Genomic DNA, 20,382 nt, shown 5'->3' on the forward strand with positions numbered 1-20,382 from the left:
TCGGGGTGCGTGCCGCCGTAGCGCTTCGGCGGTGAGACGCTGTCGGGGGCCGTGAGTGCGATGGCCCCGTACGGGGAGGTGGCAGGCGAGTGGTGGATCAGCTGACGCAGCACGATCCGAGGCGGATCGGTCCGTTCGAGGTCCTGGGACGGCTCGGCGCGGGCGGCATGGGGCTGGTCTATCTGGCCCGCTCGGCCTCGGGCCGGCGCGTGGCGATCAAGACGGTGCGCACGGAGCTCGCCGAGGACCAGCTGTTCCGGGTCCGGTTCACGCGCGAGGTCGAGGCGGCCCGGGCGGTGTCCGGCTTCTACACGGCCGCCGTCGTCGACGCCGACCCGCGCGCGGCCGTGCCGTGGCTCGCCACCGCGTACGTCCCCGCGCCCTCGCTCGAAGAGATGGTGAACGACTGCGGGCCGCTGCCGGCCCAGGCGGTGCGCTGGCTGGCGGCCGGGGTCGCCGAGGCGCTCCAGTCCATCCACGGCGCGGGCCTGGTCCACCGCGACCTCAAGCCGTCGAACGTCCTCGTCGTCGAGGACGGCCCGCGCGTGATCGACTTCGGCATCGCGTCCGGCGTCTCCAACACCCGCCTGACCATGACGAACGTGGCGGTGGGCACGCCCGCCTACATGTCGCCCGAGCAGGCGAAGGACTCCCGCAGCGTCACCGGCGCCAGCGATGTCTTCTCGCTCGGCTCCACGCTGGTCTTCGCGGCGACCGGCCACGCGCCGTTCCACGGGGCGAACCCGGTGGAGACCGTCTTCATGCTGCTGCGCGAGGGCCCCGACATCGAGGGGCTGCCCGACGAGCTGCGCCCGCTGATCGAGTCCTGCATGCAGATGGAGGCGGGCCTGCGCCCGTCCCCGGCCGACCTCCAGGCCCAGCTCGCCCCGCACCTCTTCGGCTCCGGCAGCGACGACAGCGGCACCGCGTCCGCCTGGCTGCCCGAGCGGTCCGTCGCGCTGATCGAGTCGCGCCGCGGCAGCCGCACCGTGGTCCGCCCCCAGGCGTCCCGCGCCGCGGCGGGCCCGATCCCCGCGATGCCGCCGCAGCCGCCCCCGTCCCCCGCCTCGACCGACGGCTGGCGCGGCTCACCCGCCGCGTCGCCGGTCCCCGCGCCGGTCGGCCGCGGCTCCGACGGGCCGGTCCACCTGGCCGGGGCGCAGGTGCCGATCGGGCCCGGGCCCCGGGTCGCCGACGCCCGCGCCGCCGCCGTGCAGGCGCCGCCCGCCGAGTCCGGGCTCGCCGCCTCCTGGTCCCGGGCGAAGCCGTCCGTGAACGGCGCGCCCGACCCCGTCGTGCCCGCGCCCGCCCCGCCGGAGGGCCCGGCCGGCTGGCGCCCGTGGCGGTTCCGCATGTCGAACGACGTGTGGGGCACCCCCAAGGTCGCCGGCGATCTCGTCTACGTCACCTCCTTCGAGGTGCACGCCCTCGACACGGCCACCGGCCGGCGCCGCTTCAAGACCCGCGACGTCGCCTGGTCGCTGACCGTCGCCGACGGCATCATCCACGCCTCCGACGGGCCGACCCTGTGGGCGCTCGACGCCCGCGAGGGCTCCGACCTGTGGCGGCTCCAGACGGACGCCTGGGTCTACTCCGTCCAGGCCGATCACGGCACCGTCGTCACCGGCACCCGCGGCGGCGGCGCCCAGGCCCGCGAGGCCGTCAGCGGCGACCCGCTGTGGGAGATCACCGGCTGCCAGACCGACTTCGAGACGGCCGAGGCGGGCCCCGTCGTCCACGAGAGCACCGTCTACGTGTGGCAGGACGCGCGGCTGCGCGCCCTGGAGGCCAGGAGCGGCGAGGAGCGCTGGTCGTACCCGGTCGGCGACGCCGCCTCCTGCGGCGGGGTGCCGGTCCGGCTGACCCCCGCCGACGACGGCTGCGTGTACGTCGCCGCCGGCGCCCGGGTGCTCGCCCTCGACATCGCCACCGGTCAGCTGCGCTGGCACTTCGAGGCACCGGCCGTCTTCCTGAGCCCGCCCGCGTTCGTGCCCGGGCCCGCGGTCACCGGCGGCGGGGTCTACCTCGTCGACCACCACGGCACGGTGTACGCGCTCGACGCCGCCGACGGCCGCGACCGCTGGCGCATCGCGACCGAGGCCCGGCCCTCGTCGATCGACCCGGTCCTCGTCGCCCGCGGCCACGTCCACGTCGGCAGCGGGCAGGGGCTCTACACGCTGGACGCGGTGACCGGCACGCCGAAGTGGCGGTTCCAGGCAGGCGGCGAGATCGTCGGCTCCCCGGTCGTCGCCGACGGCCGGATCCACTTCGGCTCGACCGACCACCTCCTCTACACGCTCAAGGCGGACGACGGCCGGCTGCGCTGGAAGCTGGCGACCGGCGGCGAGATCACCGGCACGCCCGTCGTCACCGACGGCGTCGTCTACGCGTGCAGCAAGGACCGCTGCGTGTACGCGCTGGACGCGGAGAAGGGGACCGGGACCAGTCGATAGTCCGTTCCCCGGGTCACGCGGGCGGGTGCCGGGTAGGGTGCCCGGCGTGATGACACGGGGACGCAGGATTCTGAAGCTGACGGCTGTCGCGGCCGTCGTGGTGTTCGCCCTGACGGGCTTCTCCCGGGGGCACGGCCGCCACCACAGCAGCCATGGCAGCGGCGGCGGGTGCAGCAGCTCGTCGCAGGACCACGACAGTTCGTCGAGCAGTACGTCGAGCGGCTCGTCGAGCGGTTCGCTCGGCAAGTCGGACGATTCGACGTACGGCTCGTCGAGCGGTTCGTCGTACAACTCGACCAGCGGCACGTCGGGATCGTCGTCGACCCGCCGGTCCGATCTGCGCGACGGCCGGGCGCGGCTCGTGAACTGCGCGACCGAGAAGCGCTCGTACGCGACCGTCGAGGTGAGCAACGGGAACCGGAGCACGGGCGAGTTCCGGGTCTCCGTCGACTTCTACGACGCCCAGGAGCAGCTGCTGACGTTCGACTCCAGGGATGTGGAGGTGCCGGGCAACGGCAAGAAGACCGTGGCCGTCCCCGTCTCCAGCCGCTACCTCAAGGACATCGACCACTGCAAGGTCGACCCGGAAGCCACCCTCACCCGGAACTAGCGGGTTCGGAACTTCCCCGCCGAACGGGAGTTGAAGAGCCCGGCCTGCCGCTCCGGCGGCAGGTTGCCGAGCGCGATCAGGTGCGGGGCCTGCGCGAAGGCCCGCTCGCGGGCCGCCTCCGTCGCCGCCCACACCGCCCGCACCGTGCCCTGCACCGCCTCGGTGGGGTGCGCGGCGACGGTCTCCGCGCAGCGCACCGCCGCCGCCAACGCGGCGCCGGGCGCGGTGACTTCACTGACCAGGCCGGTCTCGTACGCCCGCCGGGCCGACATCCGCTCCGCCGACCCCATCAGCGCGAGCCGCGCCACCTCGCCGGGCGGCATGCGCTGCGCCAGGTACACCGACTCGTAGGCGCTGACCATGCCGTACGTGGTGTGCGGGTCGAAGAACGTCGCGTGCTCGTCGGCGACGACGAACTCAGCCTCGCCCAGCAGGTAGAACGCGCCGCCGCACGCCATCCCGTTCACCGCGGCGATCACCGGCTTCCACAGGTCGTTGGCCTTCGGGCCGACGGTGAGCAGCGGATCGTCCATGGAGTACGGGGACGGGGGCTGCGGGACGTCCAGGCCGCGGTCGATGCCCGTGCAGAAGGCGCGGTCGCCCGCGCCGGTGAGCACGACGGCCCGCACGGTGTCGTCGTGGCGGAACTCCCGCCAGGCGGTGCGGAGTTCGGTGATCGTCTCCTGGTCGAGGGCGTTGTGGCGGTGCGGGCGGTCCAGGGTGACCACGGCCACCCCGGTGTCCTTGTGGCGGGTCACGTCCACGGTCATGGCCGCTCCAGGACCCAGCGGGGGACGTGCACGCCGTCGATCTCCGTGAACACGGCCTGGACCTTGGCGCCGATCCGCAGGCGCTCCTGGGGGACCGAGTTCAGCGGGGCGTCGGCCGTCGTGACCAGGTTGCCGACCAGGCGGATGCGGGGGGCTTCCGCGAGTTCGACGATGATCGCGTTGTAGGGGGCCAGGGCGGCGTACGCCGGGAGCAGGGGCGGGTGCGGGATCACGTACGACCAGATCCTTCCCTTGCCGCTCATCTTCCGCCAGGTGGAGTCGAAGGACTGGCAGTGCGGGCAGCAGGGGCGGGGCGGGAAGCGGAGTTCTTCGCATTCCGGGTCGGCGCAGGCCTGTACGCGCAGTTCGCCTCGGGCGGCGTAGTCCCAGAAGGGGGCGCCGTCGTCGTCCGGTACGGGGGCGAGCAGGTGGTCGGTCGTCGCGTCTGCCATGTGCGGTCCCTTTCCGAGTGCCGGTCGTGGGTGGTTGCTCGCGCAGTTCCCCGCGCCCCTTACGGGGCGCTCCTGTGCCCGGAGCCTTGGGCAATCTGCCGCCTGGGGCGGCAGGGTGGGCAAGGCGGCCCCCAGCGCCGGGTGCGCGGTCTTCGGGCGGTGCCCGTGGTCCGGGTCAGTTGCGGAGCAGTACCGCCGAGGTCGGGACGCCCTCGCCGGCTGTTACCAGGCAGGTGCGGGCGTTCGGGACCTGGGCCGTGCTGATGCCGCGGAGTTGTTTCACGCCCTCGTTGATCAGGTTGAAGCCGTGGACGTAGGCCTCCGAGAGGCCGCCGCCGCCCGTGTTGATGGGGAGGCGGCCGCCGATCTCCAGGGCGCCGCCCTCGGTGAAGGCGCCGCCCTCGCCGCGGCCGCAGAACCCGTACCCCTCGAGAGACAGTGGGATGAGCGGGGTGAACGCGTCGTAGATCTGGGCCACGTCCACGTCGTGCGGGGTGAGGTCGGAGTTCTTCCACAGGTGGCGCGCGGCCGTCCAGGCGGGGCCGGTGAGCGGGTCGTCGTTCCAGTAGTTGACCATGCCGTGGTGCTGGGCGGGCAGGCCCTGCGCCGCCGCGTGGATGTAGACGGGCTTGTGCCGCAGGTCGCGGGCGCGCTCGGCGGAGACGATGACGCAGGCCAGCGCGCCGTCGGTCTCCAGGCAGTTGTCGAAGAGGCAGAGCGGCTCGCTGATCCAGCGGGCGTTCATGTACATGTCCCGGGTCAGCGGGCGCTCGTACATCATGGCGGCCGGGTTCTGGTTGGCCCGGTTGCGGCAGGCGAGGGCGACGTTGAAGAGGTGGTCGCGGGTGGCGCCGTACTCGTGCATGTAGCGGCGGGCCAGCATGCCGATCTCGTCGGCGGGACGGAGCAGTCCGAAGGGCCTCGTCCACTGGGCGGGCGTGGGGAGTTGGACGGTGGTGTTCTTCCACGGGCGCGGCCCGCTGCCGCGTTTGCGCGAGCGCCAGGCGACGCCCACGCTCGCCTGGCCGGTGGCGACCGCGGCGGCGAGATGGGCGATCGTCGCGCACGAACCGCCGCCGCCGTAACCGACCTTGGAGAAGAAGGTGACGTCTCCCGCGCCGACGGCCTTGGCCACCTCGACCTCGTCGGTCTCCTCCATCGTGTACGAGGCGAAGGCGTCCACCTCGGACGCGGCGAGGCCCGCGTCGTCCAGGGCGGCCAGGATGGCCCGGCACGCCAAGGTCTTCTCGGATTCGGGGAGTTGCTTCGCGAAGGCCGTCTGGCCTATGCCGACGATGGCCGTCGCGTCCTTGATGCCGCTCACCATGGCACTCCCGCCTGTGCAGCTGGATCTCTGGGCTGACAGCGCGTCAGGCTACAGCTAATCTGACGGATAGTCAGCTACGGGTCGGGTACGGCGTTGTGGGAGGTCGGTCGATGAACGCGCAGACGTGGAGCACCATCCCGGGACTGATCAGGGACGCGGTCGCGCGGTACGCCGGGCGGGAAGCCGTGGTCGACGGGCGCACCCGGATCACCTACGCCGAGCTCGGCGAGCGCGTGGAGCGGGCCGCCGCCGCCTGCGTGGCCTCCGGCGTCGAGCCCGGCGACCGGGTCGCCCTCTGGGCCCCCAACACCCTGGACTGGATCGTCTCCGCGCTCGGCGCGGTCAGCGCGGGCGCGGTCCTGGTGCCGCTCAACACCCGTTTCAAGGGCGCCGAGGCCGCCGACATCCTGGCCCGCTCCCGCGCCCGGCTGCTCTTCGTCACCGGCACCTTCCTCGGCACCTCCTACGTCGCCTCGCTGCGCCGCGCCCAGGAGGCGGGCGCCGAACTCCCGCACCTGGACGAGGTGGTGGTGCTCGCCGACACCGCACCCGACGCGCCCGGCTACCGCACCTGGAAGGAGTTCCTCGCGGGAGGGGAGAAGGTCACCGCCGCGGAGGCGCGGAAGCGGGCGGACACCGTCACGGCCGCCGACGCCTCCGACATCATCTTCACCTCCGGCACCACAGGACGCCCCAAGGGCGCCGTCATCACCCACGAACAGACCCTGCGCGGCTACGAGATCTGGGCCGACCTCGCCGGGCTGCGCGAGGGCGACCGCTATCTGATCGTGAACCCGTTCTTCCACACCTTCGGCTACAAGGCGGGCGTCATCGCCTGCCTGATGCGCGGCGCGACGATGATCCCGCAGCCCGTCTTCAACGTGGACACGGTGCTCGCCAACATCGCCGCCGAGCGCATCTCCGTCCTCCCCGGACCGCCCACCCTGCACCAGTCGCTGCTCGACCACCCGGCGCGCGACGCCCACGACCTGTCGGCGCTGCGCGTGGTGGTGACGGGGGCGGCCGTGGTGCCGCTGCGCCTGGTCGAGCGGCTGCGCGGGGAACTGCACGTCGCGACCGTCCTGACCGCCTACGGCCTCACCGAGGCCAGCGGCATCGTCACCATGTGCCGCCGCGGCGACGACCCCGAGACGATCGCGTCGACCTCGGGCCGGGCGATCCCCGGCACCGAACTGCGGGTCGCGGCACAGCCCGGCGAACCCGGCGAGGTCCTCGTCCGCGGCTTCAACGTCATGCGGGAGTACTTCGAGGACGCCGCCGCCACCCGCGAGGTCATCACCGAGGACGGCTGGCTGCACACCGGCGACGTCGGCGTCCTCGACGACGGCGGCAACCTGCGGATCACCGACCGCATCAAGGACATGTTCATCGTCGGCGGCTTCAACGCCTACCCCGCCGAGATAGAGCAACTGCTCGGCGTCCACCCCGACGTGGCCGACGTGGCCGTGGTCGGCGTCCCCGACGGACGGCTCGGCGAGGTCGGCAGGGCCTATGTCGTGCGCCGGCCGGGCTCGGTGCTCACCGGCGACGACCTCATCGCGTGGGCCCGGCGCGAGATGGCCAACTACAAGGTGCCCAGGACCGTCCGGTTCGTCACGGACCTGCCGCGCAACGCCTCCGGCAAGGTGCTCAAGCAGGAGCTGCGGGCGGGCTGAGCCGCAGCGCGTCCAGGTCCACGACCAGGTCCGCCCGCTCGCGGCCCGGAGCCACCCGGCGGGCGTTCGCCTCGTCCGAGCGCAGCACCCACGCGCGGGCCTCGGCCGGGTTCTTGCCGAACTCCACGTGCCGCGCGACCAGCCGCTCCACCCGTACGGTGTCGTCGACCGCCACCCACCACACCTCGTCCAGCAGCGGGCGGACCGCCGTCGACCACGGCTCCTCGTCGAGGAGGAGGTAGTTCCCCTCGGTCACGATCAGCGGCACGTCCGGCGGGACGGGCAGCGCGCCCGCCAGCGGCTGCTCCAGCTCCCGCTCGAAGGACGGCGCGTAGACCGTCTCGCCGTTGCGCGGCGCCCGGAGCCGGGCGAGGAGGGCGCCGTACCCGTACGCGTCGAACGTGTCCGGGGCGCCCTTGCGGTCCGCGCGGCCGAGCCGGCGCAGTTCCGCGTCCGCGAGGTGGAAGCCGTCCATGGGGACCAGCGCCGCGTCGGCGCCGAGCGCGCGGACGACGGCCCCGGCGAGCGTGGACTTGCCGGCGCCGGGCGGACCGGCGATGCCGAGCACGCGGCGCGGGCCCCGGGACACCAGGGCTCGCGCGCGGCCGGCCAGTTCATCGACGCGACTCATGGGGTGAGCCTTTCACGGGCGTCACCACTGGACGGCGTTGTCCAGGTCCTGCTGCCAGTAGGTGACCTTCAGGGAGTCGTCGATGTACGTGCCGCCGGCGGGCAGCGCCGGGTGGGCGGTCGCGGGCAGCGAACCGCTCATGGAGCGGGGCTGGAACATGACCTCCAGGCTCTTCGCGGTGTAGCCGTTCGAGCCGCTGCCGTCGGCGGCGGACAGCAGCACCGCCGCGTAGCCGGACGCGCCGGGCGCGAGCGTGACCACGGCCTGCGGCTTGGAGTCCTCGACCACCGGCGGCACCGACTGCGCCTCGCTGAAGCGGACGACCGGGTAGCCGTACAGGTAGCAGGGCTTGCCGCCGGTGTTGGTGACCGTGAGCAGCATGTGGTTGACGGGCCGGGCCATCGGGGCCGCGACCGTCCTGGTGTTGGCGCCCGAGCAGGTGACCGGCTTCGCGGCGGCCGCCGAATTGGCCGGGGCCTTCGCCGTGGTGCCGCCCGAGGTCTTCGACGCCGTACCGGAGCCGGAGCCGGAGCCGGAGTCCGAGCCCGCGTTCGTGTCCGTACCGGACTTCGCGTCGTCGCCGGCCGGGGCCTCCGACGCCCCCTTCGACCCGGTCGAGGAGGACGCGGCGGAGGAGGAGGCGGCCGACGCGCCCTCGTCCTTGACGCCCGATCCGTCGTTGCAGGCGGTGAGCGAGAGCGCGGCGATCGCGACGGTCGCGGCGGTGGTCAGCAGGCGGGTGCGGGAGGTGCGGATGCTGGACATTGCTTGAGCCCCTTGGGAGTTCGGGTCGGTGTGGTGCTTGGATGACCCAGAGCCTGCGGGGTGATCCGTCCCAGGTGCCACAACTGACCGGCAGTTCGGCACGCTGGAACACTGAAACGGGCTCTGACCTGGGGGAACGCCGGTCCCCTGGAACGTCGGAATGGGACGCGGGGGCATGGAGGAACGGGTGTCTGGAGACGGTTTCGCGCAGCTGCTGCGGGAGTTGAAGGACCGTTCGGGGCTGAGTTACGGCGTGCTCGCGAAGCGGCTGCACATGAGTACGTCGACCCTGCACCGCTACTGCAACGGCACCGCCGTGCCGACCGAGTACGCGCCGGTGGAACGGCTCGCGCGGCTCTGCAGGGCGAGCCCGGAGGAGCTGGTGGAGCTGCACCGGCGGTGGATCCTGGCGGACGCGGCACGGGGACGAAAAGGGGACCCCGCACCGGCACCCGCACCCGCTCCGGCCCCGAAGCCCGCGCCGGAGCCGGAGCCGGAGCCGGACCCACAGCCGGAGTCCGAGCGGGAGCCGGACGAGGGTGTCGTCGTGCGCCCCGCCGCCTCCCGCAGGCGCACCGCCGTCGTCGCGGGCATCGCGGTCGCGGCCGTCACCGGCGCCGTCGTGCTCGCCGTGAACCTCGGCGGCGGGGGCGGCGACGCGGACCGGCAGCAGGCGGCCGGGGCCACGGCCACCGGGCGGACCGGCGCGGAGCGGGACCCGTCGGCGTCCGCCGCGACGTCGCCCTCCGCGAGCGCCTCGAAGAAGCCGAAGCCGTCGGGGTCCGCGAGCGTGTCCGCGTCGTCCACCGCCCGGCCGGGCTCCGGATCAGGGGACGCCAAGGCGCCGGACAACGGCGGCGCCGCCCCGCTGAGCGTCAACACCCGCCCCTACGTCTACGACAGCCCGTGCAGCCAGCACTTCCTCGTCGACAGCGAACCGGCCCAGGTCGGACCGCCCGCCGGTGAACAGGACGCGACCCGCTGGGCCGCCGCCTACGGCGCCGTCTCCTCGGGCGAGCAGGAGATCGCGCTCACCGTCCAGGGCACCGGCGCGCAGACCGTCGTCCTGGAGGCGCTGCGCGTCCGCGTCGTCTCCAAGTCGGCGCCGCTCGCCTGGAACGACTACTCGATGGGCGTCGGCTGCGGCGGCAGCGTCGACACCAAGTCCTTCGACGTCGACCTCGACAACGGCAGCCCCGCCGTCACCGTCAAGGGCGGCCAGCGCGACTTCCCGTACAAGGTGAGCGAGTCCGACCCGGAGGTCTTCTACGTCGTCGCCCACACCAAGGCGCACGACGTGCGCTGGGAGCTCTCCCTCGAATACTCCAGCGGGGGCCGCCACGGCACCGTACGCGTCACCGACGGCGGCACCCCGTTCCGCACCAGCGCGGACGTCGGACGCCCCGGCTACGACTATCCCCTCGGCGGCGGCGAATGGATCGCGCGCGAGGAACAGTAGACGGAAGAGCCGGGACGGCCGGTCGTCAGAGCTTCTCGGGGGTACGGATGCCGAGGAGCGCCATGCCCTGGTGCAGGGTGCGGGCCGTGAGGTCGCACAGCAGCAGCCGGTTCTCGACGATCTCCTGCGCCGGGCGCGGCTTGACCACCGGGCACTGGTCGTAGAACGTCGTGAACAGTGAGGCCAGCTGGTACAGGTACGCGGCCAGCTTGTGCGGCGCGTACTCGGCGGCGGCCTCGTAGACCAGATCGCCGAACGCGTCCAGGTGCAGGCCGAGCGCCCGCTCGGCCGGGGCGAGTTCGAGCTCCGGGTGCGCGACGGGCTCCGCCGAGTCCCCGGCGCGCCGCAGGATCGACTTGATCCGCGCGTACGCGTACTGGAGGTACACGCTGGTGTCGCCGTTCAGCGACACCATCTGGTCCAGGTCGAACTTGTAGTCCCGGTTCGCCGACGTCGACAGGTCCGCGTACTTCACGGCGCCGATGCCGACGTACCGGCCGTTCTCGACGATCTCCTCCTCGGTCAGGCCCACCTTCTCGGCCTTCTCCCGGACGACCGCGGTGGCCCGCTCGACGGCCTCGTCGAGCAGGTCCTCCAGGCGCACGGTCTCGCCCGCACGCGTCTTGAACGGCTTGCCGTCCGCGCCCAGCACCGTGCCGTAGCCCATGTTGTGCGCGGTGACCTCGTCGCTGAGCCAGCCCATCCGGCGGGCCGCCTCGAAGACCATCTTGAAGTGCAGCGACTGCCGTACGTCCACGACGTAGATCAGCGACGTGGCGTGCAGGTCGGTGACCCGGTTCCGGATCGCGGACAGGTCGGAGGCCGCGTAGCCGAAGCCGCCGTCCTTCTTCTGCACGATCAGCGGCACCGGCTCGCCGTCCTTGCCGCGGATCTCGTCGAAGAACACGACGAGCGCGCCGTCCGAGCGCACCGCGACACCCGACTCCTCCAGGAGCCGCGCCGTCTCCGGCATCAGGTCGTTGTACGCCGACTCACCGACGATCTCGTCGTCCCGGATCTCCATGTCGAGCTTCTCGAAGACCGAGTAGAAGTAGATCTTCGACTCGTCCACGAACCGCTGCCACAGGTCGAGCGTCTCCTTGTCGCCGGACTGGAGGGCGACGACCCGCTTGCGGGCCCGCTCCTTGAACTCCTCGTCCGAGTCGAAGACGGCACGCGACGCCTTGTAGATCCGGTTCAGGTTCGACATGGCCTGCTCGCCGTCGGCCTCGTCGGCCGGGGCCAGCTCCGCCGGGTTCTCGATCAGGTACTGGATGAGCATGCCGAACTGGGTGCCCCAGTCGCCGATGTGGTGCCGGCCGATCGTCTTCTCGCCGGTGAAGTCGAGCATGGCGCGCAGGGCGTCGCCGATCACCGCGGAGCGCAGGTGGCCGACGTGCATCTCCTTCGCCACGTTCGGCTGCGCGTAGTCGATGACCGTGATGCCCGGGGCGTCCTTCGCGGGCACGCCGAGCCGGTCGCCGTCGGCGGCGCGGGCCGCGAGGGTCTCGGTGATCGCCTTGTCGGTGACCGTCACGTTCAGGAAGCCGGGGCCGGAGACCTCGACGTCGGCGAGCAGCTCGCCGGTCTCGATCTCCGCGACGACCTGGGCGGCCAGCTCCCGCGGGTTCGCCTTGGCCTTCTTGGCGAGCGCCAGGATCCCGTTGGCCTGGTAGTCGGCCCGGTCGCTACGTCGCAGCAGCGGGTCCGCGGCGGTCGCCTCCGGCAGGGCCGAGGTGAGGGCGGCGGTGAGGCGCTGGTTGACGCTGGCGGTGATGGACGTGACCGGGGCCATGGGTATGGGCTGCCGTTCTGGTCGGGGCTGTGTGATGGTCCCGCCAGTATCCCACGGTGCCGCAAACGGGTTTCCAGGTCTCGCCGCCGTCCACCGGCCGGTGGGGCTTCTCGCGCAGTTCCCCGCGCCCCTGAGGCATGCGCTCCGCGCAGCCTCCCCTTGAGGTGAGCGCCCCTGATGAGATGCGCACGAAGTGCGCATCTCAGGGGCGCGGGGAACTGCGCGAGAAGCGGCCACCGGACCGCAGGGTTCCCCCTAGCCGGACACCCCGGTCGCGTACACGGTGGCGGCCTCCGAGTAGTTGTTGGCGCCGTCCACCGCGCGCAGCTCCCAGCACCGCTCCACACCGTCCGGCAGGACCTCCGTGTCCCGGAAGGACGTGACGCCGCCCTCCAGAACCTCCGAGAGCAGCCCGCTGCCACAGGAGCGCACCCCGTCGACCGTCTCGACGCGCCCCGACCGGAGCCAGTAGGAGTGCAGGTCGGCCACCGGGGACGCGTTCCACGACAGCGCGGTGCCCTCGGCACCGGGCGTGGCCGTGAAGCCGGCCGGCACCGGCGGCGCGACCGTGTCCTCGTAGCGCACGGCCTTGAAGTCCGTCGACAGTACGCCGTTCCCGGCCACCGCGAACGCCGTGACGTACCGGTCCGTCGAACCGCCGAAGTCGGTCAGCAGGCAGCGGCACTCCACGTACAGGGAAGTGCGGAAGATCTCCTCGGGGGCGCAGGCGCGCAGGGTCGTGCGGACCGTGGACGTGCTCGTGCCCGAGTAGACCTTGAAGCCGCCGCTGTGGTCGTTGTCGGCCGCCACCCGCAGGTGCAGCTCTGGCCGGCCGTCGGCGTCGGGCCTGAGGTAGACGATCGACGCCGGGGCCACCGCGCGCCGGGACGTCACCGACACCGGCTTCGCCCGGTGCCCGGCCGCGTCCACGGCGTACACCGTGTAGGCGCGGCGCACGCCCGGCTTCGCCGTCGTGTCCCGGTAGGCGGCGGCGTCGGCGGTGCCGAGCAGCACCGGGGCGCCGGCCGCGCCCTCGTCGAGGCCGTACACCTGCCAGCTCACGGCGTCGTCGGCCGGCGCGGCCCACGACAGCGCGACCCCGCCCGCGTCCGGCTTCGCCGCGAGACCGGTCACCGCGCCCGGCGCCTTCGTGTCCGGCGTGGTCACCGCGACGGGCGTGGTCCGCGCCGAGGTGTTGCCCGCCGCGTCCGTCGCGCTCACCGTGTAGTGGTACGTCGTCTTCTGCGCGGGCGTCTCGTCGTACAGGTACTGCTCACCCGGCGTCTCGCGCAGGTCCATCGTGGCGACCTTGGTGTACGGGCCCGCCGCGGCCGTGGCCCGCCACAGCGTGAAGAGCGGCCCCTCGGCCTCCCGCACCTGGCCCAGCCAGACGTTCACGCGCGGCTCGCCCAGGATCGTCGACACCGAGACGTCCGACGCGGGCACGTAGGGCACCGGCGGGGCGGTCCTGTCGGGCGGCGTCACGTACGGGCCGCAGCCCCACGCCCCGTAGTTGGTCCACTTGTCCACGGCCGCGATGCAGAACCGGTACTTCCGGCCGTCCTTCGGCAGGGCGTACGACGCCGTGGTGCCGGTGGTCGTCCAGTCCGTGACGCCGGTCCCGTCCGTCTCGACCAGGACGCGGTAGTGCTTGATGTCCAGCTCGCGGTTCTTCGTCCAGGTCGCGTTCGCCCTGCCGGTCGCCGCGTCGTACGTGGTCCTGATGCCGGTCGGCGCGAGCGGCTTCTTGGAGTCGGACGAGGCGGGCCAGGTGAACTTCACCCGGGACAGGCCGGTCCAGTTCGCGTGGTCGACGCGGACGGTGTGGCTGCCCGAGCCGATGCAGAACGTGCCCGGGACGCTGTTCCCGGCGTCACCGGTGTTCTTCCACTTGTCGACCTTGCGCACCCCGTCCACGTACAGTCGCAGCCCGTCCGTGCCGGAGAGGCGGTACGTGAAGCAGCCGCCCGAGCCGAAGTCGCGGGTCAGCGACCAGCGCACGGAGAAGTTGTTCGTGGCCATCCCGGAGAGCGGCGCGCCGGTCCACTTCTGGTCGACGGTGGTGTCGCAGTCCGTCTTCTTCGGGGTGCCCGAGAAGCTGGTGTTCGAGTAGAACGTCCGCTTGAACGTGGTGTCGCCGCAGGTCACGGTCGCGTGGGCGGCGGGTGCCGCGAGGAGCGCGCCGCCCAGCGGCAGGGCGAGCGCCAGGCCGGCCGCCGCGGCACGGCGTCCGGCCACGAATCTGTCTGTGATCACGCAGACAGGACCATCGTGACGGCCCCGGGGTTGTACCGCGGGACAATCCGTTTTCCGTCGCCCCGGGGAAGCTGGGACAATGGCGGGACGCGGAGAGCGCCGCGTACCCCGAGACAAGAGAAGGACCGACTGACCGTGGCCCAGAGCACGAGCGCGGAGCCCCAGGAGAATGCCGACTGGGTGTCCCGATTCGCGGACGATGTCATCGCCGAGTCCGAGCGTCGTGCCCCGGGCAAACCGGTCGTCGTCGCCTCCGGCCTCTCCCCGTCGGGCCCGATCCACCTGGGCAACCTGCGCGAGGTCATGACCCCGCACCTGGTCGCCGACGAGATCCGGCGCCGCGGCCGCACGGTCCGCCACCTGATCTCCTGGGACGACTTCGACCGCTACCGCAAGGTCCCGAACGGCGTGCCGGGCACCGACGCGTCCTGGGCCGAGCACATCGGCAAGCCGCTGACCTCGGTCCCGGCCCCGGCCGGATCGGCGTACCCGAACTGGGCGGAGCACTTCAAGGCCGCCATGGTCGAGGCCCTCGCGGACCTCGGCGTCGAGTTCGACGGCATCAGCCAGACCGAGCAGTACACGTCGGGCACCTACCGCGAGCAGATCCTGCACGCGATGAGGCACCGCGGCGACATCGACGCGATCCTCGACCAGTACCGCACGAAGAAGGACCCCGGCAAGAAGCCGCAGCAGAAGAACCAGAAGCCGGTCGACGAGGCCGAGCTGGAGGCCGCCGAGGGCTCCGGCGCGGCCGACGAGGACGACGGCAGCGGCGGCACCGGCGGGTACTACCCGTACAAGCCGTTCTGCGGCGAGTGCGGCAAGGACCTCACCACCGTCACGTCGTACGACGACGAGACGACGGAGCTGTCCTACACCTGCACCCTCGACGGCTTCACCGAGACCGTCCTGCTGTCGGAGTTCAACCGCGGCAAGCTGGTCTGGAAGGTCGACTGGCCGATGCGCTGGGCGTACGAGGGCGTCATCTTCGAGCCGAGCGGCGTCGACCACTCGTCGCCGGGTTCGTCGTTCCAGGTCGGCGGCCAGATCGTCGACCAGGTCTTCGGCGGCAAGCAGCCGATCGGCCCGATGTACGCGTTCGTCGGCATCTCCGGCATGGCCAAGATGTCGTCGTCGAAGGGCGGCGTGCCCACCCCCGGCGACGCGCTCCAGATCATGGAGCCGCAGATCCTGCGCTGGCTCTACGCCCGCCGCCGTCCCAACCAGTCGTTCAAGATCGCCTTCGACCAGGAGATCCAGCGGCTCTACGACGAGTGGGACAAGCTCTCCGCCAAGGTGGCGGACGGCTCGGCGCTGCCCGCCGACGCCGCCGCGTACAGCCGGGCCATCGGCGTCGCCGGGCGCGAACTGCCGCGTACGCCGCGGCCGTTGCCGTACCGCACGCTGGCCTCCGTCGCCGACGTCACGGCCGGGGACACCGAGCAGACCCTGCGCATCCTCTCCGAGCTCGACCCGGAGAACCCGGTCACCGCTCTCGTCTCCGTGCGCCCGCGCCTGGACAAGGCCGAGGCCTGGATCACCAAGTACGTGCCCGCCGAGTCCCGCACCATCGTGCGCACCGAGCCGGACACCGAGGCGCTCGCCGCGCTCGACGAGGCGTCCCGCGCCTCGATCCGGCTGCTGCTCGACGGGCTCGACTCGCACTGGTCGCTCGACGGGCTGACCCATCTCGTCTACGGCGTTCCGAAGGTGCAGGCCGGCTACTCCGCCGACGCCACCGCCAAGGAACTCCCCGCCGAGATCAAGGTGGCCCAGCGCTCGTTCTTCGCGCTCCTCTACGACCTTCTGGTCGGCCGGGACACCGGGCCGCGGCTGCCCACGCTGCTGCTGGCGGTGGGGGCGGAGCGGGTGCGCAGGCTGCTCGGCGCATAGCGCCTCCGGCGGCACCGGGATCCTTTCCGGTGCCGCCGTTTTTTTGGGTGCGTGGTCGGGCGCGGGTCTCGTCGTGGCTGGTCGCGCAGTTCCCCGCGCCCCTGAGGCATGCGCTGCGCGCAGCCTCCCCGGGCCGCCGGTCAGGAGCCCGAGAAGGTGTCCCCGAACATCGGGTCGTAGCCCGAGCGCGTGATGCCGGTGGCGGGGCCGGTGAAGGTGGTCACGCCGGTCAGGGACACCCCGCCGGAGGCCCCGCGGAGCACGGTCACGGAGCCGTCGTCGCTGTTCTCGCCGCCGTTGCCCACGGACAGGTCGGCGCGGCCGTCCTTGTTGTGGTCGGCGAAGTGGAGGGCCTCGCCGAACAGGTCGAAGAACTCGTTCGAGTCCGGGACGCCCGGGGTGCCCTGGTTGAAGGACTGGGCGCCGGTCCCGGTCAGACCGGAGGCGCCGCCGCGCAGCACCCACACGTTGCCGGCGGCGTCGGAGATGCTGTCGGAGCCGAAGGCCTCCGACGGCGCGGCGACGGCGAGGTCCGCGTACCCGTCACCGTTGGCGTCGCCCGCGGCGAGCGCGTCGCCGAACGAGTCGCCGTACTCGTCCGCCCCCGGCACCCCGGCCGTCGCCTGGCTGAAGACGCCGGTGCGCGTGGTGTCGACGCCCGCCGCACCGCCGTAGTACACGGTGACGGAGCCGCCCTTGGCGACCTGGCCGCCGGTGGAGTCGTCGCCGACGGCCAGATCGTCGTGGCCGTCATGGTCGAAGTCGCCCGCGGCCAGCGCCGAGGCGTTCTCCGTGCTCGCCCGCGTCTGCAGGGCGGAGGGCCCGCCCGCGGCGCCCAGGTAGACGAAGGCTCCCGTGAAGGTGCCCACCACCAGGTCGTCCGTGCCGTCGTCGTCGAAGTCGCCCGCGGTGAGCTGCACCGCGCCCTCCGGGTACCCGCCCGACCGGATGGCCGTGTCGAGGCGCAGCTTCCCGGCCGCGCCCGCGGACTTGGTGAAGCCGCCCTTGAAGATCCACACGTCCTTGCCGGTGGAGCCGACCGCCAGGTCCGCCTTCCCGTCACCGGTGAAGTCGCCGACCGCGAGGGACTGGCCGAAGCGGTCGTGGCCCGACTTGTTCGGGTCGCTGATCGTCGTACCGCCGGACAGACCGGACGCACTGCCCCACAGGATCGTGACCGAGCCGCCGTCCTTGTCGCTGCCGACGTCCTCCAGCGGCGTGCCCACGACGAGATCGCCGTAGCCGTCGCGGTTGAGGTCCCCGTGCGCCAGCTCGGTGCCGAACCGGTCGTTCGTCTCCGACGCCCCCGGCACCCCGGACGAACTCTGCGACGTGATCTTGTGGCGGGCGGCGCTGACACCGCTCTTCGACCCGTAGTTCACGACGACGGCACCCGTCTTCGCCTTCCCGTTCGCGACCGCGCCCGGGGCGCCCGTCGCCAGGTCGTGGTAGCCGTCGCCGTTGAAGTCGTCGGCGTAACCGGACGGGGCGGCGCTCGCGGCGCCGGGCAGGACAACGAGAAGACCACCGGCCAGGGCCGTCACGGCGGCGGTGGCGCCGATGACGAGGCTGCGTCTGGGGCGCTTGTGGCGGGACATGGGTTCCCTTCGTCGGGGCGGATCGGTGACCGGTGGGGGCGGCAGGGCCGTGGGGCAGGGCAGCACGGCCGCAGGTCAAGACACCGCGGCCGCCGAAATGGTTGCAGGCCCCATGTAAGCCTGGCGAATGATTATGCGATGTGGTCGTCCACGAACTCCGCGTTCAGGCGCTTGCTGAACATCTCGTGGTAGCGGGCCAGATCGCGCTGGGAGAGCCGGCTACCGTAGGTCGCCTCCACGTTCGCCTGGAACGCGCCCGGCGTCGGCATGCCCTCACCGTCTATCGAGTACCGGAACACCTCGTACAGGTCCTCGTCCGACGGCGCCGACGGCTGCGCCGCCCCGTCACCGAGCGGCCGCGTCCCGCCCGCCCCGGTCGGCACCGGGAACTCCGGGTCGGCCTCCGGCTGCGGCTGAGGTTCCGGCTGGGGCTGGGGCTGCGGTTGCGGCTGTGCCACGGGGGCGGGCTCCGGCGCCCGCTGGTGCGGCACCGGCACCGGGACCTGCTGCGGCTGCTGCTGCGGCGCCTCCGGAGGCACGAAGTTCGGGTCGTAGTCGCCGTTGTACTCGACCTGCCGCGGCTGCGCGAACCACTGGCTCGGCACCTGCGCCCCGGACTCCGCCTCGGGGCCGGCCGGGTGCGGCTGTTCCTGCGACTGTTCCTGGAGCTGCTGCTGCGGGGCCTGCTGTGGGGCCTGGGCCTGCTGGGGGTGCTGAGCCGACTGGGCCTGCTGGTTCTGCTGCGCCTGCTGGGGATGCTCCTGCGCCCGCTCCTCCTGCGCCTGCTCCCGCTGTTGCGGAACCGGGCGCTCCAGCACGGGGAGTTCCTGCCGGGAGCGGACCTCGGGCTGCGGCGGCAGCAGCTGAGGCTCGATACCGGCCGCCGCGAGCCCCGCCGGAGCGGTCTCCGCCAGCGGCACCCCGTACCGCGCGAGCCGCAGCGGCATCAGCGACTCCACCGGAGCCTTGCGCCGCCACGCCCGCCCGAACCGGGAGCGCAGCCGCGCCTGGTACACCAGCCGCTCCTGCTCCAGCTTGATGACGGCCTCGTACGAACGCAGCTCCCACAGCTTCATCCGGCGCCACAGCAGAAATGTGGGCAGCGGCGACAGCAGCCACCGCGTGATCCGCACGCCCTCCATGTGCTTGTCCGCGGTGATGTCCGCGATCCGGCCGATGGCGTGCCGGGCCGCCTCCACCGACACCACGAACAGGATCGGGATGACCGCGTGCATGCCGACGCCCAGCGGATCGGGCCAGGCCGCCGCGCCGTTGAACGCGATCGTCGCCGCCGTCAGCAGCCACGCCGTCTGCCGCAGGAGCGGGAAGGGGATACGGATCCAGGTCAGGAGCAGGTCCAGCGCGAGCAGCACACAGATGCCCGCGTCGATGCCGATCGGGAAGACGTAGGAGAAGTTCCCGAAGCCCTTCTCGATCGCCAGCTCGCGCACGGCCGCGTAGGAACCGGCGAAACCGATGCCCGCGATGACCATCGCCCCGGCGATGACCACGCCCGCGAGTATCCGGTGCGTCCGTGTCAGCTTCAGTGGCCCGGCCACTTCGGTTCCCCTCCCAGTTCGGCATGTTGCGCCCACAGACTGGCACATGTGTGCGGTGCGCTGTGGGCCGGTACGCCGGGAGCCCGGCTCCCAAAAGGGGCCGGGCTCCTCAAACCGCAGGCAAATGCCGGGTGGCCGGCGGCTACTTGTCCTTGCCGGAGGCCGACGGCGAGGCCGACTCGGACGGCGACTTCGACGACTTCGAGGAGTCGGAGCCGGACTTGTCACCGGACTTCTCACCCGACTTGTCGTCGGACTTCTGCGACGGCGACTTCGACGCGTCGGCCGACTTCGACGCGGACGCCGACGGGGAGGCGCTCTTGCCCGACACGGTGTCCTTCACCGAGGCCACCACCTCGCGGGCCGCCTTCTCGGCGTCCTTCGACAGCTCGTCCGCGTCCGGCGTCTTCTCGCCCGCGAGCCCCGAACCGTTGTAGTTCACCGTGACGACCACGTTGTCGATGCGCGAGACGACCGTCTGCTGCTTCGAGGTGACGTCCTTCTTCTTCGCCTTGTACGTGCTGTCGGAGCGCACCAGCGTCGCCTCGTCGCCCGTCCCGGCGACCTCGGACGTCTTCATCTTCTTCGCGCTCTCGTCCGACTGCGCGTCCTTGACCTGCTTCGCGTAGTACGCGGACGCCAGGTCGTCGCCGCTGCCCCGGTTCACGTCCGAGTCGAAGCGGAGCATGGACACGTTCAGCCAGCGGTACTGGGAGCCCTTCACGCCGTTGCTGTCCAGGCTCGCCCAGGAGCAGCTGGCCCGCGTCGACTCGTCGTCCGACGCCCCGGACTTGCTCTTGCCCTTCGGCGCGAGGTCGTCCAGCGTCTTCTTCGACAGGGTGTCGCACGCCTTCGGCAGCGACTTGTACGTCGCGGCCCGGACCTTCTTCGCCGCCTCCCCCGCGGTGGACGCGGACGCCTTCGCCCCCGAGGACGCCGTGTCCTTGGCGCTCGCGTCGTCGGAACCCGAGTCGGACGAGCAGCCGGCGACGACGAGGACCACCGGCACGGCGGCGGCGCAGGCGAGTATGCGGGTGAGTCGCTTGGTCGGACGGTGCATGGTTCCTTCACTGGGACGCGGACAGAGGCACGGACCGGACACGCGACCACCGGCCAACCTTCAACCGGTCTTCAC

General features: G+C 72.3%; 15 protein-coding genes. 5 read left to right on the forward strand and 10 right to left on the reverse strand.

What is annotated here, in order from left to right:
- The first annotated feature begins 89 nt into the window (after nucleotides 1-89).
- Nucleotides 90-2,453, forward strand: a complete 2,364-nt coding sequence (locus ABII15_RS21960) for a PQQ-binding-like beta-propeller repeat protein (RefSeq protein WP_353944024.1) — start codon at nucleotides 90-92, stop codon at nucleotides 2,451-2,453.
- 49 nt (nucleotides 2,454-2,502) lie between these two features.
- Nucleotides 2,503-3,063, forward strand: coding sequence for a hypothetical protein (locus tag ABII15_RS21965; RefSeq protein ID WP_353947149.1), 561 nt, complete (start codon nucleotides 2,503-2,505; stop codon nucleotides 3,061-3,063).
- On the opposite strand, the gene ABII15_RS21970 is transcribed toward ABII15_RS21965, so the two are convergent.
- The 3 genes from ABII15_RS21970 to ABII15_RS21980 all read right to left on the reverse strand — a co-directional run bounded on the left by ABII15_RS21970 (nucleotide 3,060) and on the right by ABII15_RS21980 (nucleotide 5,612).
- Nucleotides 3,060-3,833 carry an enoyl-CoA hydratase/isomerase family protein gene (locus tag ABII15_RS21970; protein ID WP_353944025.1) on the reverse strand — a complete coding sequence of 258 codons (774 nt, stop codon included), beginning with the start codon at nucleotides 3,831-3,833 and terminating at the stop codon, nucleotides 3,060-3,062. The two genes, ABII15_RS21965 and ABII15_RS21970, sit on opposite strands and share 4 nt — an antisense overlap.
- The gene (locus ABII15_RS21975; protein WP_353944026.1) at nucleotides 3,830-4,285 is read right to left on the reverse strand and encodes an OB-fold domain-containing protein; all 456 of its coding nucleotides are present in this window, start codon (nucleotides 4,283-4,285) and stop codon (nucleotides 3,830-3,832) included. The genes ABII15_RS21970 and ABII15_RS21975 overlap by 4 nt, the downstream gene beginning before the upstream one ends.
- A gap of 175 nt (nucleotides 4,286-4,460) precedes the next feature.
- Nucleotides 4,461-5,612, reverse strand: coding sequence for a lipid-transfer protein (locus ABII15_RS21980; RefSeq protein WP_353944027.1), 1,152 nt, complete (start codon nucleotides 5,610-5,612; stop codon nucleotides 4,461-4,463).
- A gap of 110 nt (nucleotides 5,613-5,722) precedes the next feature.
- Between ABII15_RS21980 and ABII15_RS21985 the strand changes: the two genes are divergently transcribed.
- Complete coding sequence (locus ABII15_RS21985) at nucleotides 5,723-7,288, forward strand: FadD3 family acyl-CoA ligase (protein ID WP_353944028.1); 1,566 nt, start codon at nucleotides 5,723-5,725, stop codon at nucleotides 7,286-7,288.
- Here ABII15_RS21985 and ABII15_RS21990 read toward each other — a convergent pair.
- Both ABII15_RS21990 and ABII15_RS21995 read right to left on the reverse strand, forming a co-directional pair.
- Complete coding sequence (locus ABII15_RS21990) at nucleotides 7,263-7,919, reverse strand: nucleoside/nucleotide kinase family protein (RefSeq protein WP_353944029.1); 657 nt, start codon at nucleotides 7,917-7,919, stop codon at nucleotides 7,263-7,265. The genes ABII15_RS21985 and ABII15_RS21990 overlap by 26 nt on opposite strands.
- Nucleotides 7,920-7,940: 21 nt before the next feature.
- Nucleotides 7,941-8,684 carry a DUF4232 domain-containing protein gene (locus tag ABII15_RS21995; RefSeq protein ID WP_353944030.1) on the reverse strand — a complete coding sequence of 248 codons (744 nt, stop codon included), beginning with the start codon at nucleotides 8,682-8,684 and terminating at the stop codon, nucleotides 7,941-7,943.
- A 175-nt stretch (nucleotides 8,685-8,859) separates the two neighbouring features.
- Here ABII15_RS21995 and ABII15_RS22000 point away from each other — a divergent pair, with 175 nt between their 5' ends.
- A complete protein-coding gene (locus ABII15_RS22000; protein WP_353944031.1) occupies nucleotides 8,860-10,143 on the forward strand; it encodes a helix-turn-helix transcriptional regulator in 1,284 nt (427 codons plus the stop codon).
- A 25-nt stretch (nucleotides 10,144-10,168) separates the two neighbouring features.
- On the opposite strand, the gene argS is transcribed toward ABII15_RS22000, so the two are convergent.
- Together argS and ABII15_RS22010 are read right to left on the reverse strand one after the other, a co-directional pair.
- On the reverse strand, nucleotides 10,169-11,938 hold the full coding sequence (gene argS, locus ABII15_RS22005) for an arginine--tRNA ligase (protein ID WP_353944032.1): 1,770 nt from the start codon (nucleotides 11,936-11,938) through the stop codon (nucleotides 10,169-10,171).
- A gap of 255 nt (nucleotides 11,939-12,193) precedes the next feature.
- Nucleotides 12,194-14,194: a PA14 domain-containing protein gene (locus ABII15_RS22010; protein WP_353944033.1), complete on the reverse strand. Its 2,001-nt coding sequence runs from the start codon at nucleotides 14,192-14,194 to the stop codon at nucleotides 12,194-12,196.
- 129 nt (nucleotides 14,195-14,323) lie between these two features.
- On the opposite strand from ABII15_RS22010, the gene lysS reads away from it, so the two are divergent.
- Entirely contained in the window at nucleotides 14,324-16,090 is a 1,767-nt protein-coding gene (gene lysS / locus ABII15_RS22015) for a lysine--tRNA ligase (protein WP_353947150.1), read from the forward strand.
- 140 nt (nucleotides 16,091-16,230) lie between these two features.
- On the opposite strand, the gene ABII15_RS22020 is transcribed toward lysS, so the two are convergent.
- From ABII15_RS22020 to ABII15_RS22030, 3 genes are all read right to left on the reverse strand, one after another.
- Nucleotides 16,231-17,688: an FG-GAP-like repeat-containing protein gene (locus ABII15_RS22020; RefSeq protein WP_353944034.1), complete on the reverse strand. Its 1,458-nt coding sequence runs from the start codon at nucleotides 17,686-17,688 to the stop codon at nucleotides 16,231-16,233.
- A 131-nt stretch (nucleotides 17,689-17,819) separates the two neighbouring features.
- Nucleotides 17,820-19,247, reverse strand: coding sequence for a DUF2637 domain-containing protein (locus ABII15_RS22025; protein ID WP_353944035.1), 1,428 nt, complete (start codon nucleotides 19,245-19,247; stop codon nucleotides 17,820-17,822).
- Nucleotides 19,248-19,389: 142 nt separating this feature from the next.
- A complete protein-coding gene (locus tag ABII15_RS22030; RefSeq protein WP_353944036.1) occupies nucleotides 19,390-20,307 on the reverse strand; it encodes a DUF3558 domain-containing protein in 918 nt (305 codons plus the stop codon).
- Nucleotides 20,308-20,382: the final 75 nt, after the last annotated feature.

Source organism: Streptomyces sp. HUAS MG91 (assembly GCF_040529335.1).
Taxonomy (GTDB): domain Bacteria; phylum Actinomycetota; class Actinomycetes; order Streptomycetales; family Streptomycetaceae; genus Streptomyces; species Streptomyces tabacisoli.

Excerpts from the sequence above, each read along its gene's own strand:
- ABII15_RS21965 (WP_353947149.1), top strand. The coding sequence starts at position 2,503 with ATGACACGGGGACGCAGGATTCTGAAGCTGACGGCTGTCGCGGCCGTC.
- ABII15_RS21970 (WP_353944025.1), bottom strand. The coding sequence starts at position 3,833 with ATGACCGTGGACGTGACCCGCCACAAGGACACCGGGGTGGCCGTGGTC.
- ABII15_RS21975 (WP_353944026.1), bottom strand. The coding sequence starts at position 4,285 with ATGGCAGACGCGACGACCGACCACCTGCTCGCCCCCGTACCGGACGAC.
- ABII15_RS21980 (WP_353944027.1), bottom strand. The coding sequence starts at position 5,612 with ATGGTGAGCGGCATCAAGGACGCGACGGCCATCGTCGGCATAGGCCAG.
- ABII15_RS21985 (WP_353944028.1), top strand. The coding sequence starts at position 5,723 with ATGAACGCGCAGACGTGGAGCACCATCCCGGGACTGATCAGGGACGCG.
- ABII15_RS21990 (WP_353944029.1), bottom strand. The coding sequence starts at position 7,919 with ATGAGTCGCGTCGATGAACTGGCCGGCCGCGCGCGAGCCCTGGTGTCC.
- ABII15_RS21995 (WP_353944030.1), bottom strand. The coding sequence starts at position 8,684 with ATGTCCAGCATCCGCACCTCCCGCACCCGCCTGCTGACCACCGCCGCG.
- ABII15_RS22000 (WP_353944031.1), top strand. The coding sequence starts at position 8,860 with ATGGAGGAACGGGTGTCTGGAGACGGTTTCGCGCAGCTGCTGCGGGAG.
- argS (WP_353944032.1), bottom strand. The coding sequence starts at position 11,938 with ATGGCCCCGGTCACGTCCATCACCGCCAGCGTCAACCAGCGCCTCACC.
- ABII15_RS22020 (WP_353944034.1), bottom strand. The coding sequence starts at position 17,688 with ATGTCCCGCCACAAGCGCCCCAGACGCAGCCTCGTCATCGGCGCCACC.
- ABII15_RS22030 (WP_353944036.1), bottom strand. The coding sequence starts at position 20,307 with ATGCACCGTCCGACCAAGCGACTCACCCGCATACTCGCCTGCGCCGCC.